This is a genomic window from Xanthomonas sp. XNM01, assembly GCF_014851915.1.
GTDB lineage: Bacteria > Pseudomonadota > Gammaproteobacteria > Xanthomonadales > Xanthomonadaceae > Pseudoxanthomonas.
This window is the reverse complement of the sequence record NZ_JACVAP010000001.1, coordinates 1,442,830-1,461,318: the sequence shown is the minus strand read 5'-3', so window position 1 is coordinate 1,461,318 and position 18,489 is coordinate 1,442,830. Positions and strand designations below refer to the sequence as shown.

Below are 18,489 nucleotides of genomic sequence, written 5' to 3'. Positions count from 1 at the left end.
GGCGAATCATAGCGCTAGAGAGCGCCGACGCGGGTGGTGGACGATGCGACCTCGGGGAACGTGCCCTGCGCGCGATCCTGACTGCCGAGCAGCACCCCTGCCCCATGGTCCTCCCGCGGCCGCTGTGCGACCGCTGGGGCGGTCTGCTGGCGCTCTTGTGCTGGCTCCCGCTCGACTTCCTGACGCGGAGCCTTGAACGGATTGTAGGGCTCGCCCCAGCGCGCTACGTCGCGGCACACGTCATCACGGACAACGACGCGGGTGTTTTGCTCGGTGACGCACCGACAGCTGTTCTCTGTGCTCATGCAGTACATGTGCGGATCGGACTTGAAGTCCCGGCCGATGTAGCCAGGTGCCGACCACGGCACATCGGCGACCAGTGGTGTGATTGCCTCTACATATTCCTCGCCTGTCCGGACCGCTGCCCTAGGTGAGCCCCCTGCCGACGCCGAGGCCGTGGGCTTCGCTGACGCCGCCGCAGGCGGCGTCTTGCTCATGCCCTCGGCCTCGTTCGACTGCATGTAGGCTTTCCAGAACAGCATGCCGAACACGCCCAGGAACAGCATCAGCGCCAACGGGCCGACGATCAGCACCTTTTTGAGCAGGGCCGGCATCCGGTACTTGACCGTGTGCAGCTCGGCGCTCTTGTAGAACTTGAAGTACTTCTCGGGAAGCGACCACTTTTCGTGGTCATAAAGTCCTTTCACCCGCTTGAGGCCCATGCGGACCTCATCCATCACCTGATGGTTGCGGAAGATGAAGGTCTGGTTCTTGCCGGACTGCCGCAGCAGATGCTCATGGAAGCCAACGAGGCCGCGCAGGTGCGTGTCCAGGTAGTTCGGCTGCTGTGTGGCCAGCACGAGGCGCACGCCGCTGTGGCGGATCGTCTCCATGGCGCTGATGTACTCGGGCACCTCACCTGCGCGCCGTGCGCGGAAATACTGCTGGGCTTCGTCAACGAACAGCACCGCACCGGCAGGTAGGTCCCGCCACTTGGTCGGGTCTTCCCACGGCGTGATGCCGGGCACGCTGATGCCGTTGATATTGCAGGTGTAGACGTGTTCGCCCTTCTCTACCAGCTCCACAATGCGCTGCGTCATGCGCAACGACTTGCCGGAGCCGGGCAGGCCAGTCAGCAGGGAAATTGAAGCGGTATCACCGATCACAGCGGCGGCTCGTACTTGCGGGACAAGAACACGCGCTGCACGCCTTGGATGCCGTAAGCGCTCAGAATGATCGAGATAGCTGTGTCCAAGCCAAGCGCATGCACCCAGTTGGCGGCCACCGCCGGCACCATGTTCCAGGCATTGACGGCCTGATCGATCAGCGGGTCGTAGACGAATGCCTTTGCTGCGAATCCGAGGCCGAGCGCACTCAGGCACTTGCCGACCCACAGCGCCAAGCGCGCTTTCATCACCGTGTTGAGCATGCCAGCAAGGGCGCCCAACAACGGACTGTCGAATGAAGGAAAGATGCTCATTACAACCTCGCGAGGATCCAGAACGCGGCCACCATGGCCGATGCGATCACGATGGTCTTGATGACCGAGAGAACGCTGTACCAGCTCTGCGGGACCTGGAACGTCTGACCGCCCTCGAAGATCTCGACCGACGGAATCAGGTCGCCGCCGCCACCGATGCTCAGCTTGCCGGTATCGAAGCTCGGCGTCGGTGCTCCGTCGCTGGCCCACAGACCGCCGATTACGCCCGCTTCGTCATCGCCCTGGCCGCCGTTGGCACCTGCCTGGGCATCAGCTTTCAGTTCGCAGCGACGACGCCAGTCGCGCAGCAACAGCGAGTACTCCTCAGCCTTGCATGACTTGCCAGCGCACACGGGCACGTCCCCTGCCCCGCACGATTCGCTATCGGTGATTTCGTTGCCTTTGGTGTTGCAGTCGATGCGCCAAGTGATCTTGAGCTGTAGGCACTTCAACGTGTCACCCGTGCAGACCGGCGGCGTCTCACAGTTGCCGCTTTCGGTGGCGGAATCCTTGCCCTCTTCCCCCGCCTTGCCGCCGGCGCCGGTTCCAGTACCGTTCCCGCTGCTGTTGCCTGAGCCATCGGCCTTGTTATTGCCTGTCGAATTCTTCGATGTTCCAGCGGCGACCGTCGTGTAGTTGGTGACGTTGCTGGTCTTGCAGCCGCTGTGCGTGCAATGCGTCACCTGATGGCCTTCGGTGCGTTGCCAGTCCTTATCCGGAATCTTCACGTCAGGCGGAAGAACAGGACGGTCCTTCTCTGACTTGCGTTGAGCATGCTCGCCGTCGGTCTTGGCGCCCTCTTCATCCGGCGCCCAACAGAACGTTTTGCCCGTGCTGGCCGTTGCGCAGTAGTTGCCGTCTGGCCTCATGCATGCAGTCTGACCACTGCCCAAGGCTGTGCACTCCGGGGTCTTGGGCTCGGTCTCCTTCTTCTTGTCGCGGTTGGCATCGATCGGCGCATTCGAGTCATTGCGCACGGAACACACTTCACCCGTGTATGAGCGATCAACGACGCCGTAGATGGTGATTCCGCCCGTCTGCGCAGTGACTTGCCGACCGACGAGCCGGCAGCCGCCGTAGCACTCACTGGGCGGTTGTGCGAGCCCTGGCTGCATGTCGCCGGGGGGATAGGTCGCGTTCCGCTTGGTGCAGTCGTCCGCGTAGTAGTGATAGCCGCAGAATCTGTCCACGATGTTGCCGGTATTCGGATGCCGGATACTCGCCTTGCAGTGATATCGCCTGCTGGACGTCAGATGCACGCATTCGGGTTGATCCTTCCATTCCCACGGCGGCGTCGGAGGTACTACGGCGGCCAGCCTCCCCTGGCACGACATCATGGCCTCACCCTGATCACAGTAAGGCGCCTTGTCGGGGCATCCATCGGTCGCGGCGTAGCTGGTGCGAAATGGCACCAGCCAGCAGGCCAGCATGATCAGCGCGATGCAGAGACGAGCGATCACCGCAGCCCATCCGCGATGATGTAGCCGCCGAGGGTCCACCAAATCAACAGAACAAGTCCGGTCATGTCGTAAAAAAGGGCGGGTTTCCCCGCCCTCCCCTTGTTGATGGTGGCTTACTTGCCACCGAGCAGGCCGAACGCCTTGAGGGTCCACTTGCCCGCGATGAACGCGGTGTAGATCAGGATGCCCGCGGCCAGCAGCGCGGCGATCGCAGCGAGGATCGTCGCGGGATCGAAGCTGACGGTCGTGCCAGCGAACGCCGGCAGGGAGGCGGCGGCCACCGAGCCACCGAAGATGGCGGCGCGGGCGCGGGTACCGATGTGGAACAGCTTGGTGCGGAGGTTGGTCTTCATTCGTCTTCTCGGTTCTTGGGGATGAGCAGCCGCATGGCTGCGAGCAGGATCAGGCCACCAGCGATTGCAGGACCCACGGTGTTGGCCTGTTCCACCGTGGGCAGTACGTCCACCCAGCTGGGCAATTCCAGCCAGGCGGTTTGCACGCATGACCCGTCCTCAGCCGGCACGGGATCGATGCAGGTAAGGACGCGGGACATGGATCAGGACGCCTTGGCGGCCGGCTTGGTCGGCTCGGCAGGGCGCAAGGTGCGCTTGCGGGACAGCTCGAGGCGGCCGTACTGGCCCGGAACCACGTCGGCGGTGACGTCCCAGACCAGCGTTGAGCCGACCGGGAAACCATCGTTCGGGCTGTCTACCTCGATTTCAGTAGGCAGCATCATGCCGGGCTTGCTCATCGTCGCCGGCTGCGCGAACACCTGACGCTGACCACCAGCCTTCATCGTGACGTAGCGGGATTCGACGGCGCCGGTGATCGTGATGGTCGGTGCGTTGATCATTTCCATGGTTCTTCTCTCTTCTCTTCGTGGTTAGCCCGTAGGCGGTCGGTTGGTTCGTGCACTCCGGACGCAGGTATAGGGTCAAGAATGGAGAGCCCGTTTCCGCGCTCGCCTTCCGTGGTTCCCTTCCCTGCCGCGTCTGCTTGCAAACTGTCCGGAGGTGGCGGTTTTCTGGTGTCGCAGCCCGCCAGCTGCCCTTGCTGCGCTACCCGCGTGTAGCCCGGTAGCGGTGGTACCCATCGCCCGAAATTCGCGGAGAAATCGACCTCTCCGTCTTTCGTGACGTACTTGCTTACGTAGTCCGCGACGTCTGCCTGCGAGCGCGGGCGTTCGATGCGGTTGAACCCGAATTCCTGTAGCCACCAGCGATGCCAGGACGACACGCGTATGAGGTCCCAGAGGTCGCCGGTCGGCGCGCTGATGAGCGCGTGGAAGTGCAGGCGACCGTCCTTGTGGAACTCTTGGCCGAGCGCCCATTGCAGGCCGGAATGCCATCGCTTGCCCCAGCTGTTGCCGTATAGCTCGCGGTTGATGCTCGACACGAAGAAGCGGAAGCCTTTCTGTGCGGCTTCCGGGTGCATCCCACCGCTTGCTGCCGTGCGCGCGACTTCGCGCAGCTGTCCGGTGTGCTTGTCGGTGAACCGCTTTGTGGGGCGAAAAGTGAAGGTGCCGAAGACGTGCGCGGGATAGCGCGATAGCAGCTGTGCCCAGGCGCTTGCGACCGTTGTGTCCCGCGTGCCGTAGAGCTCGGGTTGGTCCGGCAGTTCGCGGTGGCCATCCGACACGTCACGGCGCCTCGCCTTGCCGAATCGCAGCATTCAGCGCGTGGCACTCGGCCAGCTCGTACAGCGCGGCATCGCGGATAAAGCCCCAGAACTGGCGCTTGGAGCGCGAGAGGCGAACCGGGAACAGGTCAGTGGAGGTGTGCAGGGAGAGCACAGCCTCTGCGTGTTCCAGGGCGATGCGTGCGCCTCGCTCGGCGTCGGTGATGCGGCTCATTCCTCGCACTCCGCATCAACGCCTGTCAGCTGTGCGGGAGTGAGCCGCGTGCATTCGACACAACGGCTATCGGGCGCCAGCCACCAGACGCGGGATTCGCACTCGTAACAGCAGAGCGGCGGCAGGTCGTGGCACACGCGGCTCACCGGAACCTCCGCAGGTACGGGAGGGCGAACGGCGCGAAGATCAGAGCCAGCACAAGCAGCGCGAATGCGACGGGCGGGTAGAAGACGAACAAGACGACCACCGCCGCAATGAAAACGAGCCAGTTCATGCGGTGACCTGCGCGCGGTGAGCTTCGAGGAAGTGGTACGCGTCGGAGAGCAGCTGGACGCGACGACGCTCCGATGCCAGACGCTGGTCTGCGCGATCACCGGCGTAGGTAAGCACGGCACCAAGGAAGACGCCGGCCATGACGAATAGGAGGCCGCCAGCGAACGGAAGCGCCCAGTTCGGGTCGATGGATGCGAGCGCGATCATGGCCGCGCCCCGATGAGCGCGATACGGGCCTCAATGGCTGCATCCCAGCGTGCGACCTCACGCATTGCGCCCCAGGAGAGCGCGACCTTGCGCGCCTCGATCAGCTGCCAGAGTTTCATTGGTTGTCCCCTATCCCCTGCCCTAGCGCCCTAGACCCGCGCGCCCCGGCTAGGGCACCGGGGGGCGGGTGTGCTCAACGCCGTTGAGCACAGGGCACTGTATAAAGGGGTTGAACGCGACTGTCAACGGGGTTGAACGATGCAAACGGTCACGGACTTGATCGACACGGCCAGGAAGGCCCTTGGTGTGACGAGTGATGCCGAGTTCGCAAGGCAGCTCGGGGTGTCACGCGGCACCATTGCGAACTGGAAATCTGGCTACTCGCTGCCAGACACAGTGATGTGCGCCACCCTCGCGGGTTTGACCGGCGAGCCGCTGGCCAAGGTGCTCGGAATCGTTGGAGAAGCGCGAGCAGTGAGCCGCGAAGAAAAAGCCGTCTGGCGGAAGCTGGCGACGACGGCTTTGATTGCACTATGCGCAATCGGAATCAGTCTGCCGATGGGTGCAAAAGCCCAGCAAAATAAGGCTTCGGTGGTGGTTGGCTCTCAGGCCAATTCCAGCGGTCTGTATATTATGTAATTGTCTGGTTGGCTGTTCGGTTCGGTCTTTCTCAATCGCTACGGCGCCGCTGCCATGACCAGCTCCAAGCCGTTCTCGATCCAGCGCTGCGCCTGCGGCCGTTGTTGCACACGTGCACTAGAGTGACTGCAGTTCCCGATCACCCCGCTGGCGCTGCTCCTCGGGCATCAGCTCGGGTTGCTGCTGGACATCGGGTTCGGCGACGGGCGCTGGTTGCAGGCCGGTGCCCGGGCCTTCCGGAACGTCCACGTATGGCAGGCGCAGGCGTTCGCTGGTCATGCGGCGGATGCGGTTCGTCAGCTGTGGGCTTTCGTTGATGGCCTGGCCATAGCTGGGGATGATGTCTTTCAGCCGCTCCTGCCAGCCCGCGTCCATCTGTTCGGGGAACGCCTTGGCGAGCAGGCTGAGCATGATCGGCGGCGAGGTGGATGCGCCCGGCGATGCGCCCAGCAGTGCGGCGATCGTGTGGTGCTGGTCGGCGACGATTTCCGTGCCGAACTCCAGGCTGGTCGTGCCGGTTTCCGGATTGCGCTTGATGATCTGGACGCGCTGGCCCGCGGTCACCAGCTCCCAGTCGCCACGTCGGGCGTTGGGGAAGTACTTGAGCAGCTCGGCCTGGCGGCCCTCGTCGTCCAGCCGCGCCTGCTGCAGGAGGTAGCTGACCAGGTCGAGGTTCTCCCGGCCGACCGACACCATGCCGGCGACGTTGTGCTGGTTGACCGACGAATACAGGTCGAACCAGGAGCCTTCCTTCAGGAAACGCGTGCTGTACAGCGCGAACGGGCCGAACAGCACCACCGGCTCGCCGTCCAGCCGGCGTGCGTCGATGTGTGGCACGGACATCGGCGGCGAGCCGGTGTCGGCCATCCCGTATACCTTCACGCGATGCCGGTTGGCGATCTCCGGCGAGCGGAACGCGAGGAACTGTCCGCCCACCGGAAAGCCGCCATAGTTGCGTGCTTCTGGAATGCCCGAGGCCTGCAGCAGCGGAAGCGCGGCACCACCTGCGCCAATGAACACGAACCGCGACTTGATCGTGCGGTCCTCGCCGCTGGCCAGGTCGCGGACGGTGACGTTCCAGGTCCTGTCCTCGTTCTGGTTCAGGGCCCGGACTTCGTGCTGCAGATGCAGTTGGAAACCGGGCTGGCGCTGCAGCGCGTGGGTCAGCTGGGTGGTGATGACGCCGAAGTTCACATCGGTGCCCAGCGGCATGTAGGTCGCGGCGACCTGCTGATGCGGATCCCTTCCCTCCATGACCAGCGGCGCCCACGCCTCGATCCGGGCGCGGTCGGTGGTGAATTCCATCCCGTAGAACAGCGGGTTCCTGACCAGCGCGGCATGGCGCCGACGCAGGTAGTCGATGCGGTCTTCGCCCCAGACGAAACTCATGTGCGGCGTTGCATTGATGAAGTCGCCCGGCTCGCCGAGGCGCCCGGTTGCGACCTGATGGGCCCAGAACTGGCGCGAGACCTCGAACTGCTCGGCGATGCCGACCGCACGCGTGGTTTCGATCGTCCCATCCGGCAGTTCCGGCGTGTAGTTGAGCTCGGCGAACGCCGAATGACCAGTGCCGGCGTTGTTCCACCCGTTCGAGCTCTCCAGCGCGACGTCGTCCAGACGTTCGTACAGATGCATCGTCCAGCCTGGCTCCAGCTCTTGCAGCAGCGTGGCCAGGGTGACGCTCATGATGCCGCCGCCCACCAGGACCACATCCACCGGCTGCGCGTTTTCGGCATCCGGTGGCGCGGGCCGGTACAGCGGCCAGTACAGGAAAAGCACCGCAGCGGCGACCAGCGCCAGCACCAGGGTGGCGACGTACTTCAGGAAGCGTTTCATGGCTCACTCCGTTGGCGACGGTGCTCTGCCCCGCTCGTCCGCTTCGCGCTGCGGGCCGGCCAAACGCCGTGCCATCAGCGGAAAAATCGGGCGGAGTCCGTGTTCAGCCGCAAGGCGCGCGCCAGCCGCAGGTGTCCTGCGTGCGTCGGCGCATCGGGTGGACGCCGCACTGTGGCACGCGGAAGATGCAGGGCGCGTGCAGTCACGGCCTGAGCATGTCGTGTGGTGTGCAGGGCCTGGATCAGCCTTCCGGATCAGACGCCGGCAGTGCGCGCGACAGGAACGCATGCGCCAGTGCGATCGCTTGGGCGTGGGTGGCGGCCTGCGATGCAGCGTTGCCGCACAGCGTTGCAAGCCGCTGCCGCCCCAGCTCCGTGCAGGCCGCCAGGAAGTCGTAATGCCCTGCCCCGGCGTGTTCGCTCAGGACCGCAGCCGGAACCAGACCGGCCAGCACGCGTGCATTGGTGGCGGCCGGGGCCACCGTATCCGCATCGCCCTGCATGATCCGCAGCGGCTGTTGCAGCCTGCCCAACGCCTCCTGGTCCAGCGCCTGCACCAGCGCAGGCGCCATCACGAACACCGCCCGCACGCCCACGAGCGCGTGATCGCCGGCGGCGCGGCGCATGAAGGGCGCCAGCGCCGGCGAGGTGGCCGCCTCCTGCCTGTCCCGTGCGCTGATGTGCGGTGTTTCCACCTGCGGCAGGCAGACACCATCGGCCGGATTGGCGGCGCAGAACCGTTCCAGCCGCGGCAGGTCGACCCGTGCGCCAGCCGCCACCAGGGCGGTGAACCCACCGGCGGAGAACCCGGCCGTCGCCAGCCGATCCATGTCCAGATGCGGCGCCAGTGCGTGGTCGTCGCGGACGGCCCGGAGTGCGGCGCCGAGGTCGCCCGCACGTTCCCAGGGCAAGGCGGCGCCGGCGGCCGTGAGTGGGTCCAGCGCCGTGTTGCCGGGATGGTCCACGGCGATGACCACATGGCCCAAGCGTGCCAGACCGGTACCGAACCAGGCCATCATCCGTGCGCTTCCGCCGTTGCCGTGCGACAGCAGGATGGTCGGGAAGCGGCCGGGAGCGACCGGCGCGTCCGCGGCGGCACGACCGCCGACGAACAGCGGCGATTCCGGTAGCCCGATCGTCAGGTCCCGTTCCACGAGTCCCGGGGGGGCCGGATACCACACCGTGTACCGCACCTCGGCACGGTGCTGCGCATCGCGCACCGCGGCAGGCTCATGGCGGGCCACCCCGTGGCGTTCGCCCACCGCGTGCGTCTGTGCCAGCAGGGGTTGCGGCATCGCGGACAGGCACAGTACCGCGGCGAACCAGCGGATCATCGATCGATTCATGGTGTTCCTTGTGGGAGGTCAGGCCAGCGGCAGCCAGATGTCGACGCCGCCAAGGCCGGTGGTGTCGTCGAAGCGCGCGTCGTAGCGCTCGAACTCGGGCGCGTCGGCCAGGACGAGGCCGGCCGCGGGCAGGTAGTCGTCGAGCAGCCAGAGCCAGGTCGCGCGGATCCCGGAAACGTGGCCCGCGTGGTGCCCGACCACGTAGCGCCTGGCGGGAACGCGGATCGCCTGCCAGTGCGATGGAAGCCGCGCGAACGAGGCGACCTCGATGCCGGCGATGTAGTCGAAGCTGCCATCCTCGTCGTCGTTGCAGCACACGCCGTAGGCGATGCCCTGCGGGCGCGGCGTCTGTGCCAGCAGCAGCTGCCACTGCGACGGGATGGCGGCGACCGAGGCGCCGCGGTGGCGGGCACCGACTCCGGCGACCAGCAGCGGACCGGCGTCGGCGATGCGCGGCGGATGCGTGCATGGCGTGGTGACGGCGTCCAGCGCGATCGCCTCGACCAAGGCGAGCCCCTTCAGCCCATGCTGGCGGACTTCTCCCGGCGTACGGCCGAACTGCTCGCCGAACGCGCGGGTGAAACTGCCATGCGAGGCATAACCGGCCGCCAGTGCGAGCGCGAGGATGCTGTCGGTACCATCGGCCAGCCGACGCGCCGCCTCGGTCAGGCGGCGGCCGCGAAGGTACCTGACCAGCGGTGTGCCGGTAGCCGCCTGGAACAGGCGCGAAAGATGGAAGGGCGACACGCCGACCGCCGCGGCGACGTCCGGCAGCGCGATGTCTTCTGCGAAGTGGCTCTCGATGTACCACAGTGCCCTGCGTGCCGCGTTCATGCCGTTGCCATCGATCGCTGTCCGAACCGATCCGAAGCGTAGCGGCTGCGATGGCACGCGCGCTTCGCAGTTCTTGCGCTGCGGCGTGGGTCAGCCGGCACCGGCCACGGTGCGGTGGGTCCACACGCCCAGCGCGGTCATCGTCAGCGAGCCGCCCAGGTGCAGCAGCGTTGTCGTCAGCGCGGTGCCGTACTGCTGGCGCAGCAGCATCTGCACCACCTCGGCCGAGAACGAGGAGAACGTGGTCAGGCCGCCGAGCAGGCCGGTCACGATGAACAGGCGCCATTCCGGCGGCAGATCCGGGCGTGCGACGAACCAGGCCATGACCACGCCGATCGCATAGCCGCCGATCAGGTTGGCGGCCAGGGTTCCCAGCGGAATCGCGCCGTGGCGCGGCGAGTTGAGCCACAGGCCCAGCCCCCAGCGCAGCCACGCGCCGATCGCGGCACCGGTGCCCACCGCCAGGAACGATCCGAACAGCTGGCCCATCGTGCGTTCCTCAGTCGGCGTCGCCGCGGGCGCGGCGGCGGGCATCGCGCAGGCGGTCGAGCTTGTCCTTCAGTTTGATCTCCAGGCCACGCTCGACCGGTTCGTAATAGACGCGCTCACCCATCGCATCGGGAAAGCCGGTCTGGTCCAGCGCGATGCCGCCATCGGCATCGTGGTCGTACTGGTAATCCTTGCCGTAGCCGAGTTGTTTCATCAGCCTGGTCGGCGCGTTGCGCAGATGCAGCGGCACCTCCTGGGTGCCGTACTGGCGCACGTCGGCCTTGGCCTGGTTGAACGCCTTGTAGGCGGCATTCGACTTGGCCGTGCTGGCCAGATAGATCGCGACCTGGGCCAGGGCAAGATCGCCCTCGGGGCTGCCGAGGCGTTCGTAGGTATCCCAGGCATCGACCGCCATCTGCAGCGCACGCGGGTCGGCCAGGCCGATGTCCTCGACCGCCATCCGGGTCAGCCGGCGCGCCAGATAGACCGGATCGCATCCGCCGTCGAGCATCCGCGTCAGCCAGTACACGGCCGAGTCGGGATTCGAGCTACGCACCGACTTGTGCAGCGCCGAGATCTGGTCGTAGAACTGCTCGCCGCCCTTGTCGAAGCGACGCGTGCGGTCGGCCAGCACCTGCAGCAGGGTCTGTTCGGTGATCCTGCCCTCCTCGTCCGCGGCCAGTTCGGCGGCGATCTCGAGCAGGGTCAGGGCGCGGCGCACGTCGCCATCGGCGGCGCCGGCGATCTCGCGCAGCAGGTGCTCGGGCGCGTCGATGCCCTGCCCGCCCAGCCCGCGTTCGGTGTCGTCCAGTGCGCGATGAAGGGCCACCATCACGTCGTCAGCCGACACCCCTTCCATCACGTGCACGCGGCAGCGCGACAGCAGTGCCGAGTTCAGTTCGAACGAAGGATTTTCGGTCGTGGCACCGACGAAGATGATGCTGCCGCGTTCGATGTGCGGCAGGAACGCATCCTGCTGCGCCTTGTTGAAGCGGTGCACCTCGTCGACGAACAGCACGGTGCGGCGGCCGGTATCGAAACGCTGGCCGGCCTCGGCCAATACCTGGCGCACATCGGGCAGGCCGGACAGCACCGCGGAGATCGCACGGAACTCGGCGTCGGCGTACTGGGCCAGCAGCAGCGCCAGCGTGGTCTTGCCGCAGCCCGGCGGCCCCCACAGCACCATCGAATGGATGCGCCCGCCCTCGACCGCACGCCGCAGCGCCGAACCCGGCGCCAGCAACCGGCGCTGGCCGACCATCTCGTCCAGGGTGCGCGGGCGCATGCGCTCGGCAAGCGGACGCATCGCATCACGCTGCGCGGCGATGCCGGCGCTCAGCAGGTCATCGGATCGGGGCGACGGAGTGGAGCGGGGTCTGGGCACCTGCGCATTGTACTGCCGGTGCCCTCGCCCGCTGTGGTCTTACTCGCCGACGACGTCGACATCCTTGCCCGGGGTGAAGCGGAAGGTATCGGCAGCGAAGCTGGGATTGCGGCGCCAGCCTTCGAAACTGATCAGGGTCTTCTGCCCGACCAGGTCCAGCACTTCCATGCGGGCCAGGCCCTGCGCGCCGAAGCCCAGACGCGCCATCTGGAAGTTGGTCTCGGCATCGACCTTCGGCGACAGGGTCAGCCACTGCAGGCCGTCACTGGCGGTCGCTTCCTGACTGACATCGAACTGCTTTTCCAGCCGTGCCGGATCGAACAGCGCCACCAGCGGGCTGTTGCGCTCTTCCTCGCCCTGCGGCTTGACCGTGGCCTGCTGCAGGTCGGGCTCGTAGATCCACACCTTGCTGCCATCGGCAACGATCAGCTGGGCGAACGGCTTCGTGTATTCCCAGCGGAACAGGCGTGGCGCAGACACGGCGACCTTGCCTGCACTGTTCTCCTTGGTGCGGCCATGGGCATCGACCACCTGCTGGGTGAACTGCCCCTCCAGGCCCTTCAGGCCGGTGGTGAACTTGACCAGTTCGTCGCGCGCACCAGCGAACGCGGTGCCGGCGACCAGGCCGAGTCCGAGGACAGCGATGCGGGCGATACGGAAGGAACGATGCATGGGCGGCTCTTCGGATGCGGTGTTCGGATGCGCGCAGTGTGCCGCGACGAAGCTGAACAGGCGAGCCCTGCAGCATGAACCATGGGGGCGATGGCACTGCCCGTTCAGCCATCGGCCGCGCAGCTGGCGGTCACTGCGCGCCATGTCGGCACGAGATGGCGTTGGCGCCGGGGCCGGCCAATGCATTGCCAGCAGGAACGCACGATGCCTCGCCCATCCGCCCGCATCGCCGACACACGTGCAGCCGCGCGTGCCCGGTGGAGAGACGCGATTGCGGTCAGGCAGGGACGGCGACGGTCGACGCCTGGAGGGAGGATCGTGGACGGCCGCTGCTCGGCTGTATGGGAGACCGGCGCAGCGACGCGTCGAGCCCGCTGCGTCCGACATGCCTGCACTGCGCTCCGCAGCAGGTAACGTTGCTGCGGGGGCTCCCCGTCCCGACGGGGGCGCGCGGCACGTGAAGGTGGCGCGCCCGGTGCGCCGGATACCCCCTCAGTCGCGCGGTGGCGGCGGTGCAAGCACGCTGCGGTCGCCGTTGTGCTCGGGCGGGGTCACCACGCCGGCGGCCTCCATCGCCTCGATCAGGCGCGCGGCGCGGTTGTAGCCGATCTTCAACCGGCGCTGCACGCCGGAGATCGATGCACGCCGGGTCTCGGTGACGATGCGCACGGCCTCGTCGTACAGCGGGTCGGACTCGTCGCCGCCGCTGGCGCTCGACTCGGGCAGGCCGGTGGCGCCGACGACGGTGCCGTCGCCCATGGTCTGCACCTCGTCCAGCACGCCCTCGATGTACTCGGCCCGGCCGCTGGCCTTGAGATGCTCGACTACGCGATGGACTTCCTCGTCGGAGACGAAGGCACCGTGCACGCGCTCGGGCATGGCGGTGCCGGGCGGCAGGTACAGCATGTCGCCGTGGCCCAGCAGCGTCTCGGCGCCGGACTGGTCCAGGATGGTGCGCGAGTCGATCTTGGAGCTGACCTGGAACGCGATGCGGGTCGGGATGTTGGCCTTGATCAGACCGGTGATCACGTCCACCGACGGGCGCTGCGTGGCCAGGATCAGGTGGATGCCGGCGGCACGGGCCTTCTGCGCCAGACGTGCGATCAGCTCCTCGACCTTCTTGCCGACGATCATCATCATGTCGGCGAATTCGTCGATGAAGATGACGATGTACGGCAGCGGTTCGAGCTCGCGCGGCGCCTCGCCCAGTTCCGGGTTCGGCTTGAACAGCGGGTCCATCAGCGGCTGGCCGGACTCGGCCGCGTCGCGCACCTTCTTGTTGAAGCCGGCCAGGTTGCGCACGCCGACCGCGCTCATCAACTTGTAGCGGCGCTCCATCTCGGCCACGCACCAGCGCAGGCCGTTGGCGGCCTCCTTCATGTCGGTGACCACCGGCGCCAGCAGGTGCGGGATGCCCTCGTAGACGCTCAGCTCGAGCATCTTCGGGTCGATCATCAGCATCCGCAGGTCCTGCGGTGTGGCCTTGAACAGCAGGCTCAGCACCATCGCGTTGACCGCGACCGACTTGCCCGAACCGGTGGTGCCGGCGACCAGCAGATGCGGCATGCGCGCCAGGTCGGCCACCACCGGCTGGCCGCTGATACCCTTGCCCAAGGCCAAGGTCAGCGGGCTGGCGGACTTGTCGTACTCCTTGGAGTCCAGCAGTTCGGTCAGGTAGATCATTTCCCGGCGGGTGTTCGGGATCTCGATGCCGATCACCGACTTGCCCGGGATCACGTCGACCACGCGCACCGACTTCACCGACAGGCCGCGGGCGATGTCCTTGTCCAGCGAGCTGATCTGGCTGACCTTCACGCCCGGCGCCGGCTCCATCTCGAAGCGGGTGATCACCGGGCCCGGCTGGGCTTCCTTGACCTCGACGTCGATCCGGAAGTCCTTGAGCTTGAACTCGATCTGCCGCGACAGCGTTTCCAGCGTCTGCTCGTCGTAGCCCTTGGGCTGCGGCTTGGGCGGATCGAGCAGCGACAGCGACGGCAGGCCGGTGCCTTCGGCATCGACGCCGGCGAACATCGGGATCTGCTGCTCGCGCTTGGCCCGCTCGCTCTTCTCCACCACCGGCGCCGGCGGTGGCTCGATCTTCACCGGCTCGCGCTTGGCGCGCTGCACGGCTTCGGTCTTGCGCACTTCCACGCGCTCTTCGCGCATGTCGCGCGCGCGCTTCCAGTCCTCGGCCTGCTGGGTCTTGCGGCGCAGCAGGTCGGGCAGTTTGAGGATGCCCGCGCCGATCTGCTCCATGACCTTGAACCACGACAGGCCGGTGGCCAGCGTCACCGAGATCAGCAGCAGCACCACCAGGAACAGGTTGGCGCCCAGGTCGCCGAAGCCGCTGGTCAGGGATTTGCCGACCAGCTGGCCGATCACACCGCCGGCGTCGGTCACGTCGCGCGCACCGGTGCTGCCGAGCAGGCGCACGTGCAGGAAGCCGGTACTGGCAATCAGGAAGCCGACGATGCCGGTCAGCCGCAGCGCCGGGCCCAGCTCGTCCTCCTCGGCCAGGCCGAACAGCGCGATCCAGGCGACCGCGCCGAGGATCAGCGGCAGCAGGAACGCGCTGTAGCCGAACAGCTGGCGCAGCACGTCGGCGATCCATGCGCCCGCCTTGCCACCGAGGTTCTCGATCGGCGCGACCACGCTGCCGCTGTGCGACCAGCCCGGATCCTGTACCGAATAGGTGAACAGGCAGGCCAGCAGATACAGCAGCAGCGGCGCCACCACGATCAGCGACAGGTCGCGCCACAGGCGTTGCCGCCCCGGACTGGGCGCGCCTTTTTCGGGGCGGTCCTTGCCGCCACCACGCGTGGACTTGGAGCGTTCCGTCAGTGCCTTGGCCACCGTCTACCCGGATCTGGAATCTTTCGCAGGAATGCGATGTTACGCGTTGATATTAAACGACTCGCTCACGCGTCGCCTAGCGTGGCCGGTAGTGGTCGGGTGCATCGCGTGCGGGCCTGCCGGCCGGCACGCCCGGGTTGATTCACCCGTGCATGGCCGCCACTCTATGCGGCTCACGGCACGCTGCCTTTCCCCTGCGAACGACTATACATGACCGCCACCAAGCACTCGCGCCTGTTGATCCTCGGCTCCGGCCCCGCCGGCTGGACCGCTGCCGTCTACGCGGCGCGGGCCAACCTCAAGCCGGTCGTGATCACCGGCCTGCAGCAGGGTGGCCAGCTGATGACCACCACCGAAGTCGACAACTGGCCCGGCGATGCGCACGGCCTGATGGGCCCGGACCTGATGACCCGGATGCAGGCCCATGCCGAGCGTTTCGAAACCGAGGTCATCTTCGACCACATCCATACCGCCGACCTGTCGCAGCGTCCGTTCCGGCTGAGCGGCGACAGCGCCGAGTACACCTGCGATGCGCTGATCATCGCCACCGGTGCGACCGCAAAGTACCTGGGCATCCCGTCCGAGGACCTGTTCAAGGGCCGCGGCGTGTCCGCGTGCGCCACCTGCGACGGCTTCTTCTACAAGGACCAGGACGTGGTCGTGGTCGGTGGCGGCAACACCGCGGTGGAAGAGGCGCTGTACCTGTCCAACCTGGCCCGCAAGGTCTATCTGGTCCACCGCCGCGACACCCTGCGCGCGGAGAAGATCATGCAGGACAAACTGTTCGCCAAGGTCGCCGCCGGCAAGATCGAGACGGTCTGGCGCCACGAGGTGGACGAGGTCCTGGGCAACGACATGGGCGTGACCGGCGTGCGGGTGAAGTCCACCCTCGATGGCAGCACCCGCGACATCGAGGCGCCGGGCTTCTTCGTGGCGATCGGCCACCACCCGAACACGTCCCTGTTCGATGGGCAGCTGGCGATGAACAACGGCTACCTGGAAATCCGCTCGGGACTCGGCGGCGATGCGACCCAGACCTCGGTCGAGGGCGTGTTCGCCGCCGGCGACGTCGCCGACCAGCATTACCGCCAGGCGATCACCTCGGCCGGCTTCGGCTGCATGGCCGCGCTGGACGCCGAGCGCTTCCTCGACAAGCAGGGCGGCTGAGCTCTTCCGGTCGCCTGCCGTGGACACGCTGCCGATCACGCAATGCCTGTTCCGCGGCAGCCGGCTGGCGGCGTTCCTCGTCGTCCGCTGGTAGGGGCGCTGCCGCGATGACGGGCAATCCGACCGCCGACGTCCGCTGGCTGCAGGGACTGGACGAGGTGCCGGCTGCGGCCTGGGACGCCCTGCACGACGGGGCCAACCCGTTCGTCGCCCATGCCTTCCTGGCCGGGCTCGAGCAGCACGGCTGCCTGCGGCCGGACTGGGGCTGGACCCCGCACCATCCAACGCTGTGGGAAGGCGGCCGGCTGATCGCGGCGGCGCCGGGTTACCTGAAGACCAATTCGCACGGCGAGTTCGTGTTCGACCATGCATGGGCCAATGCCTATGCCAGGCATGGACTGGACTACTTCCCCAAATGGCTGGGGGCGGTGCCCTACTCGCCGGTGACCGGACCCAGGCTGCTGGCCCGCGACATGCACGCGCGCCGGCAACTGCTGTCTGCCATCGTCGCCGGAGCCGCGGCGGCCGGGGTCTCGTCGGCCCACGTCAACTTCCATGAGGAAGACGAGGACCTCGCCTTCGACGAGGCGTGGATGCCACGTCGCGACGTCCAGTACCACTGGCGCAACCCCGGCCACTGGCGGAACTTCGACGACTACCTGGGCGCGATGGACCATCGGCATCGCAAGAACATCCGCCAGGAGCGGGCCAGGGTGGCGCGGGGAGGCATCAGCTTCCGCCGCCTGCACGGCGACGAGGCCGGAGACGCGGAGCTGGCGGCCATCCATGGCTTCTACCTGCAGACCTTTCTGGAATACGGCAATGCGCCGGCGCTGAGCCTGGCCTTCATCCATCACCTGGCGCGCACGATGCCGCGGCAGGTGCTGATCATCCTGGCCTGCCACCAGGACCAGCCGGTCGCCGGCGCCCTGTGCCTGCGTGGCGGCGACACGCTCTACGGCCGCTACTGGGGTGCCAGCGTCGCCCTGCCCGGCCTGCATTTCGAGACCTGCTACTACCAGGGCATCGAGTACTGCCTGGAGCAGGGTCTGGCGCGCTTCGAGCCCGGCGCCCAGGGCGAGCACAAGATCGCACGCGGCTTCCTGCCCACCCTGGTCCGCAGCCGTCACTGGGTCGCGGCTCCCGCCTTCCGCGAGGCGCTGACGCAGTGGTGCGCCGAGGAGGTCGCCATAACGCAGCAGCATGCGCGCATCCTGGCCATGCGCTCCCCCTTTCGTGATCCGCCGCCATGAAGCGCCCCACCCTGCTCACGCCCGATCCGGCCGAGCCGTTCCCGTCCGCGGCACTGGCCGATACCGACGGCCTGCTTGCGGTCGGCGGCGACCTGCACCCCGGCCGGCTGCTCAACGCCTATCGCGGTGGCATCTTTCCGTGGTTCGGCGACAACCAGCCGATCCTGTGGTGGTCTCCGGATCCGCGCATCGTGTTCCGCACCGACGGCGTGCGCCTGTCCTCGCGCTTCCGGCGCGGGCTGAAGCGTTGCAACTGGCAGGTCCGCGCCGATACCGCGTTCGACCAGGTGATCCTGGCCTGCGCCCGCAGCCCGCGTCCCGGCCAGGGCGGGACCTGGATCACCGAGGAGATGATCGGGGCCTACCGCTACCTGCACCGGCTCGGCCACGCCCACTCGGTGGAGGTGTTCGACGGGGATCGCCTGGTCGGTGGCATCTACGGCGTTGCGGTCGGCCGGGCCTTCTTCGGCGAGAGCATGTTCAGCGCCGCCTCGGGCGGATCGAAGGTCGCGCTGGCCGCGCTGGCCAGGACCCTGCACGGCTGGGGCTGGCCACTGATCGATGCCCAGGTCGAGAACCCGCACCTGTTGTCGCTGGGCGCCGAGCAGTGGCCGCGGGCCCGGTTCCTCGGCCTGGTCGGTGCCCTGGTGGACGCACCTGCGTCGGCAGGTCCATGGACGGAGCGGTTTGGCCGGATGTCCGCGGCGTCCCTGGCCGTTCAGCCGGGCCATTAACACATTTTTTG

Annotated in this window: 22 protein-coding genes; 4 read left to right on the top strand and 18 right to left on the bottom strand. The window is 67.1% G+C overall.

Going from position 1 to position 18,489, the window contains the following annotated elements; genetic code table 11:
* Positions 1-14 precede the first annotated feature (14 nt).
* The 11 genes from IB242_RS06655 to IB242_RS20630 form a co-directional block, all read right to left on the bottom strand.
* Positions 15-1,166: a zonular occludens toxin domain-containing protein gene (locus tag IB242_RS06655; RefSeq protein ID WP_192277235.1), complete on the bottom strand. Its 1,152-nt coding sequence runs from the start codon at positions 1,164-1,166 to the stop codon at positions 15-17.
* Positions 1,163-1,480: a DUF2523 family protein gene (locus IB242_RS06650; protein ID WP_192277233.1), complete on the bottom strand. Its 318-nt coding sequence runs from the start codon at positions 1,478-1,480 to the stop codon at positions 1,163-1,165. The genes IB242_RS06655 and IB242_RS06650 overlap by 4 nt, the downstream gene beginning before the upstream one ends.
* Positions 1,480-2,940 (bottom strand): A coat protein, encoded by a 1,461-nt coding sequence (locus IB242_RS06645; protein ID WP_192277231.1) that lies wholly within the window; start codon positions 2,938-2,940, stop codon positions 1,480-1,482. Before IB242_RS06645 ends, IB242_RS06650 begins: the two co-directional genes overlap by 1 nt.
* A 113-nt stretch (positions 2,941-3,053) precedes the next feature.
* Complete coding sequence (locus IB242_RS06640) at positions 3,054-3,293, bottom strand: hypothetical protein (protein WP_192277229.1); 240 nt, start codon at positions 3,291-3,293, stop codon at positions 3,054-3,056.
* Complete coding sequence (locus IB242_RS06635; protein ID WP_192277227.1) at positions 3,290-3,493, bottom strand: hypothetical protein; 204 nt, start codon at positions 3,491-3,493, stop codon at positions 3,290-3,292. The genes IB242_RS06640 and IB242_RS06635 overlap by 4 nt, the downstream gene beginning before the upstream one ends.
* Before the next feature lie 3 nt (positions 3,494-3,496).
* The gene (locus IB242_RS06630) at positions 3,497-3,799 is read right to left on the bottom strand and encodes a hypothetical protein (protein WP_192277225.1); all 303 of its coding nucleotides are present in this window, start codon (positions 3,797-3,799) and stop codon (positions 3,497-3,499) included.
* The gene (locus tag IB242_RS06625) at positions 3,790-4,611 is read right to left on the bottom strand and encodes a hypothetical protein (protein WP_192277223.1); all 822 of its coding nucleotides are present in this window, start codon (positions 4,609-4,611) and stop codon (positions 3,790-3,792) included. Before IB242_RS06625 ends, IB242_RS06630 begins: the two co-directional genes overlap by 10 nt.
* Positions 4,580-4,792 carry a hypothetical protein gene (locus IB242_RS06620; RefSeq protein ID WP_192277221.1) on the bottom strand — a complete coding sequence of 71 codons (213 nt, stop codon included), beginning with the start codon at positions 4,790-4,792 and terminating at the stop codon, positions 4,580-4,582. The genes IB242_RS06625 and IB242_RS06620 overlap by 32 nt, the downstream gene beginning before the upstream one ends.
* Positions 4,793-4,934: 142 nt before the next feature.
* A complete protein-coding gene (locus tag IB242_RS20635; RefSeq protein ID WP_255523446.1) occupies positions 4,935-5,066 on the bottom strand; it encodes a hypothetical protein in 132 nt (43 codons plus the stop codon).
* The gene (locus IB242_RS06615) at positions 5,063-5,272 is read right to left on the bottom strand and encodes a hypothetical protein (protein ID WP_192277219.1); all 210 of its coding nucleotides are present in this window, start codon (positions 5,270-5,272) and stop codon (positions 5,063-5,065) included. The genes IB242_RS20635 and IB242_RS06615 overlap by 4 nt, the downstream gene beginning before the upstream one ends.
* The gene (locus tag IB242_RS20630; protein ID WP_255523445.1) at positions 5,269-5,391 is read right to left on the bottom strand and encodes a hypothetical protein; all 123 of its coding nucleotides are present in this window, start codon (positions 5,389-5,391) and stop codon (positions 5,269-5,271) included. The genes IB242_RS06615 and IB242_RS20630 overlap by 4 nt, the downstream gene beginning before the upstream one ends.
* Before the next feature lie 157 nt (positions 5,392-5,548).
* Here IB242_RS20630 and IB242_RS06610 point away from each other — a divergent pair, with 157 nt between their 5' ends.
* The gene (locus tag IB242_RS06610; protein WP_192277217.1) at positions 5,549-5,911 is read left to right on the top strand and encodes a DUF3693 domain-containing protein; all 363 of its coding nucleotides are present in this window, start codon (positions 5,549-5,551) and stop codon (positions 5,909-5,911) included.
* Between the two features lie 117 nt (positions 5,912-6,028).
* On the opposite strand, the gene mqo is transcribed toward IB242_RS06610, so the two are convergent.
* The 7 genes from mqo to IB242_RS06575 all read right to left on the bottom strand — a co-directional run bounded on the left by mqo (position 6,029) and on the right by IB242_RS06575 (position 15,312).
* Positions 6,029-7,747 carry a malate dehydrogenase (quinone) gene (gene mqo / locus IB242_RS06605; RefSeq protein WP_192277215.1) on the bottom strand — a complete coding sequence of 573 codons (1,719 nt, stop codon included), beginning with the start codon at positions 7,745-7,747 and terminating at the stop codon, positions 6,029-6,031.
* Between the two features lie 241 nt (positions 7,748-7,988).
* Positions 7,989-9,092, bottom strand: coding sequence for a hypothetical protein (locus IB242_RS06600; RefSeq protein WP_225540060.1), 1,104 nt, complete (start codon positions 9,090-9,092; stop codon positions 7,989-7,991).
* A gap of 18 nt (positions 9,093-9,110) precedes the next feature.
* Complete coding sequence (locus tag IB242_RS06595) at positions 9,111-9,926, bottom strand: AraC family transcriptional regulator (protein WP_192277213.1); 816 nt, start codon at positions 9,924-9,926, stop codon at positions 9,111-9,113.
* 90 nt (positions 9,927-10,016) lie between these two features.
* Entirely contained in the window at positions 10,017-10,415 is a 399-nt protein-coding gene (crcB, locus tag IB242_RS06590; RefSeq protein WP_192277211.1) for a fluoride efflux transporter CrcB, read from the bottom strand.
* 10 nt (positions 10,416-10,425) lie between these two features.
* On the bottom strand, positions 10,426-11,721 hold the full coding sequence (locus IB242_RS06585; protein WP_192277780.1) for a replication-associated recombination protein A: 1,296 nt from the start codon (positions 11,719-11,721) through the stop codon (positions 10,426-10,428).
* 117 nt (positions 11,722-11,838) lie between these two features.
* Complete coding sequence (gene lolA, locus IB242_RS06580) at positions 11,839-12,471, bottom strand: outer membrane lipoprotein chaperone LolA (RefSeq protein WP_192277209.1); 633 nt, start codon at positions 12,469-12,471, stop codon at positions 11,839-11,841.
* 492 nt (positions 12,472-12,963) lie between these two features.
* Complete coding sequence (locus IB242_RS06575) at positions 12,964-15,312, bottom strand: DNA translocase FtsK (RefSeq protein WP_225540266.1); 2,349 nt, start codon at positions 15,310-15,312, stop codon at positions 12,964-12,966.
* A 222-nt stretch (positions 15,313-15,534) separates the two neighbouring features.
* On the opposite strand from IB242_RS06575, the gene trxB reads away from it, so the two are divergent.
* The 3 genes from trxB to aat all read left to right on the top strand — a co-directional run bounded on the left by trxB (position 15,535) and on the right by aat (position 18,478).
* The gene (trxB, locus tag IB242_RS06570; RefSeq protein ID WP_192277205.1) at positions 15,535-16,491 is read left to right on the top strand and encodes a thioredoxin-disulfide reductase; all 957 of its coding nucleotides are present in this window, start codon (positions 15,535-15,537) and stop codon (positions 16,489-16,491) included.
* A gap of 107 nt (positions 16,492-16,598) precedes the next feature.
* Positions 16,599-17,744: a GNAT family N-acetyltransferase gene (locus tag IB242_RS06565; protein WP_192277203.1), complete on the top strand. Its 1,146-nt coding sequence runs from the start codon at positions 16,599-16,601 to the stop codon at positions 17,742-17,744.
* Positions 17,741-18,478 (top strand): leucyl/phenylalanyl-tRNA--protein transferase, encoded by a 738-nt coding sequence (gene aat, locus IB242_RS06560; protein ID WP_192277201.1) that lies wholly within the window; start codon positions 17,741-17,743, stop codon positions 18,476-18,478. The genes IB242_RS06565 and aat overlap by 4 nt, the downstream gene beginning before the upstream one ends.
* Positions 18,479-18,489: the final 11 nt, after the last annotated feature.